The organism is Nocardiopsis lucentensis DSM 44048, from assembly GCF_000341125.1.
Lineage (GTDB): Bacteria > Actinomycetota > Actinomycetes > Streptosporangiales > Streptosporangiaceae > Nocardiopsis > Nocardiopsis lucentensis.
Window position 1 is genome coordinate 1 of the sequence record NZ_ANBC01000901.1, and the last position, 3,898, is coordinate 3,898.

At 70.3% G+C, this 3,898-nt stretch carries 2 protein-coding genes; both read right to left on the bottom strand.

Annotated elements, in window-relative coordinates; all coding sequences use genetic code 11:
* Window positions 1-594 (bottom strand): RDD family protein (locus tag D471_RS37120; protein WP_017602147.1); only part of this gene is annotated, 594 nt, incomplete at its 3' end.
* A 34-nt stretch (window positions 595-628) separates the two neighbouring features.
* A complete protein-coding gene (uvrA, locus tag D471_RS0130675; RefSeq protein ID WP_017602148.1) occupies window positions 629-3,463 on the bottom strand; it encodes an excinuclease ABC subunit UvrA in 2,835 nt (944 codons plus the stop codon).
* Window positions 3,464-3,898 lie beyond the last annotated feature (435 nt).

A 3,898-nucleotide genomic window follows, 5' to 3' on the forward strand; every position in this document is an offset into this window, starting at 1 on the left:
CACCACGGTCCCGGCGATCTTGTCGTGGATCCCCTGCTGGTTGGGCCGGTCCCAGGCGGCCATCCCACCGGTGAGCAGGACCACGACCATGAGGGCGGCCCACTGCGGCACGCTGGGCAGAGCGAACAGCAGGACGGGCAGGCCGAACAGGGCGGCCCGGACGGTCAGGGCCGCGACGGGCACCGGGCCGAGGCGGCCCGCACCGGCCGCGGGCGCCACCTTGACACCCACCAACCGCTTACCGAGGGTCTGCTGCCAGCGGGCCACCGCCAGGGTCTCGTAGCCGGTGTACAGGACGAAGAACGTGACGGCCAGGAAGTACCCGTACCTGCGCGGGCCGTCACCGGAACCGCCCAGGAGGTTGAGCGCCCCCAGCCAGACCAGGGCCAGGAGCAGGGCCACCAGCAGGGCGGGCAGCGCCACCACCACCATGTCGACGGCGCGGGCCAGGACCCGCGACCACCAGGTCGCCAGCGGGTACAGCCGCTCCTCGGGCCCGGCGGGGCCGGGCCGCCCCCCGGCTCCCGGGGTGCCCGGGTACGGGTACCCCTCCCGGGGCGCTCTCCAGTGCGGGTCCGGGGGTGGCTGGTTCATGCGGTGTCCGACCTCCTGGACGGTTCGCGGCGACTCAGAGCATCTTGGCCAGGAACTGGCCGGTGTAGGACTCGGCGACCGCGGCGACCTCCTCGGGAGTGCCCTGGGCCACCACCCGGCCGCCCCCGGAACCGCCCTCGGGACCCATGTCGATCACGTGGTCCGCGGTCTTGATGACGTCGAGGTTGTGCTCGATGACGATCACCGTGTTACCGGTGTCCGTCAACCGGTTGAGCACACCCAGCAGCTTACGGATGTCCTCGAAGTGCAGGCCCGTGGTGGGCTCGTCCAGAACGTACACCGTCCGCCCGGTGGAGCGCCGCTGGAGCTCGGCCGCGAGCTTGACCCGCTGGGCCTCACCGCCGGACAGCGTGGTGGCGGGCTGGCCCAGGCGCACGTACCCCAGCCCCACGTCGGTGAGGGTCTGCAGGTGGCGGCGGATGGCGTTGATCGGCTCGAAGAACTCCAGGGCCTCGGCGATGGGCATGTCGAGCACCTCGGAGATGTTCTTGCCCTTGTACCGCACCTGGAGGGTCTCCCGGTTGTAGCGGGCGCCGTGGCACACCTCACACGGCACGTACACGTCGGGCAGGAACTGCATCTCGATCTTGAGCGTGCCGTCACCCGAGCACGCCTCGCAGCGGCCGCCCTTGACGTTGAACGAGAACCGGCCCGGCTGGTAGCCGCGCGTCTTGGCGTCGGTCGTCTGCGCGAACAGCTTGCGGATGTGGTCGAAGACACCGGAGTAGGTGGCCGGGTTGGAGCGCGGGGTGCGGCCGATCGGGCTCTGGTCCACGTGCACGACCTTGTCCACCTTGCCGGTGCCGTTGACCCGCAGGTGGCGCCCGGGGACGTCGCGCGCCCCGTTGAGCTCCTTGGCCAGCGCCTTGTACAGGATCTCGTTGACCAGCGTGGACTTGCCCGACCCGGACACGCCCGTCACGGCGGTGAACACGCCCAGCGGGAAGGTGACGTCGACCCCGTCGAGGTTGTTCTCCCGCGCCCCGCGCACGACGAGCTCGTGCCCCTTGGTGCGGGGGCGGCGCGAGGCGGGCAGCGCGATGGAGCGACGTCCGGCCAGGTAGTCGCCGGTCATGGAGTCAGGGGAGGTGAGCAGCTCGTCCACGATGCCCGACACCACGACGTGGCCGCCGTGCTCACCCGCGCCCGGGCCGATGTCGACCACCCAGTCGGCGGCGCGGATGGTGTCCTCGTCGTGCTCGACGACGATCAGCGTGTTGCCGATGTCGCGCAGGCGCTGGAGCGTCTCCAGCAGCCGGGCGTTGTCGCGCTGGTGCAGGCCGATGGACGGCTCGTCCAGGACGTAGAGCACACCGACCAGGCCCGACCCGATCTGGGTGGCCAGGCGGATGCGCTGGGCCTCGCCGCCGGAGAGCGAACCGGCCGAGCGCGCCAGGCTGAGGTAGTCGAGCCCCACGTCCAGCAGGAAGCCCAGCCGCGCGTTGATCTCCTTGAGCACCTGGGCGGCGATGACCATGTCCCGCTCGGACAGCTTGAGGTCGGCGAGGAAGGCGGCGCTCTGGCTCAGCGACATCTGCGCGACCTCGGCGATGGACCTGCCGCCGACCGTCACGGCCAGCACCACCGGCTTGAGACGGGTTCCCTCACAGGTGGGGCAGGGCACGGTGCGCATGTAGCCCTCGAGCCGCTCGCGGCCCCAGTCGCTCTCGGTCTCGGAGTGGCGCCGCTTGACCCAGGGGATGACGCCCTCGAACTCGGTGTAGTAGGAGCGGTTGCGCCCGTACCGGTTGCGGTAGGTGACGTGGACCTGGGTGTCGTGGCCCTCCAGGATGGCCTTGCGCACGCGGCGCGGCAACCGCTCCCACGGGGTGTCCAGGTCGAAGCCGATCGCCTCGCCCAGGGCCGTGAGGATGCGGTCCCAGTACCCGGAGTTGGTGCCGCCCGTCCACGGGGAGACGGCCCCCTCCGCCAGGGTCTTCTCCGGGTCCGGAACGAGCAGGTCGGCGTCGACCTCCATCCGGGTGCCCAGCCCGGAGCAGTCCGGGCAGGCGCCGTAGGGGGCGTTGAAGGAGAACGAGCGCGGTTCGAGCTGTTCGAAGGACAGGTCGTCATAGGGGCAGAAGAGGTGCTCGGAGAAGACCTTCTCCCGATCGGCGTCGTCCTCGGGCAGGTCGACGAAGTCCAGGACGATGGTCCCACCCGCGAGCTTGAGCGCGGTCTCCACCGAATCGGTGAGGCGGCCCCGGGCGGAGGGCTTGACGCTCAGGCGGTCCACGACCACCGCGATGTCGTGCTTGTCGTAGCGGCCGAGCTTGGGCGGCTCGTCCAGGCGGACGGCGGCGCCGTCGACGACGGCGCGCGTGAAGCCCTTGGTCTGCAGGTCCTTGAAGAGTTCGACGTACTCGCCCTTGCGGCCGCGCACGACCGGGGCGAGCACCTGGAAGCGGGTGCCCTCGGTCATCTCCAGGACCCGGTCCACGATCTGCTGCGGAGTCTGCCGTGCGATCTCGCGGCGGCACTCAGGACAGTGCGGCACGCCCACACGCGCCCACAGCAGCCGCAGGTAGTCGTACACCTCGGTGATGGTGCCGACGGTGGACCTGGGGTTGCGGCTGGTGGACTTCTGGTCGATGGACACCGCGGGCGAGAGGCCCTCGATGAAGTCGACGTCCGGTTTGTCCATCTGCCCCAGGAACTGGCGGGCGTAGGCCGAAAGGGACTCGACGTAGCGCCGCTGTCCCTCGGCGAAGATCGTGTCGAAGGCCAGGGAGGACTTACCGGACCCGGACAGGCCGGTGAACACGATCATGGAATCGCGTGGCAGGTCCAGCGAGACGTCCTTGAGGTTGTGCTCGCGTGCTCCCCGGACTACCAGTTGTTCGACCATCGAGTGAGACATCCTTCGGCTTGGGCGCACAGGACGCGACCTCGTCGCGCGACGTCGGCTGACCCGTGTGTGGGCTTCGCGGTCCGGTGGACGATCAATCGGCCGCCCCGGCCCGGGAACCGGGCGCGCGAAAGGGGGTGGGAAGAGGACGCGGGCCCCGCGGTCCCTCCCGTCCGACAAGACTAACGACCACCGGCGGCGGTTTCTTCCACCTCGAGGAAGTGGTGGCGCCCGGACGACTCCACGTCGGGCACCACCACTATAGACGAACAGGCGTTCGAATTTGGTTGTTTTCGAGAACCTGGACGGAAAACCGGACCCGCCCAGCGCCCTGACCGGGGAAGGACCGCGGCACCGCCCTCTCCGCCAGCGGTCAGGACCGGTCAGCCGCGGCGTCCTCCTCCGCCGCCGCCTCGACGGCGGGCCTGCGGCGGG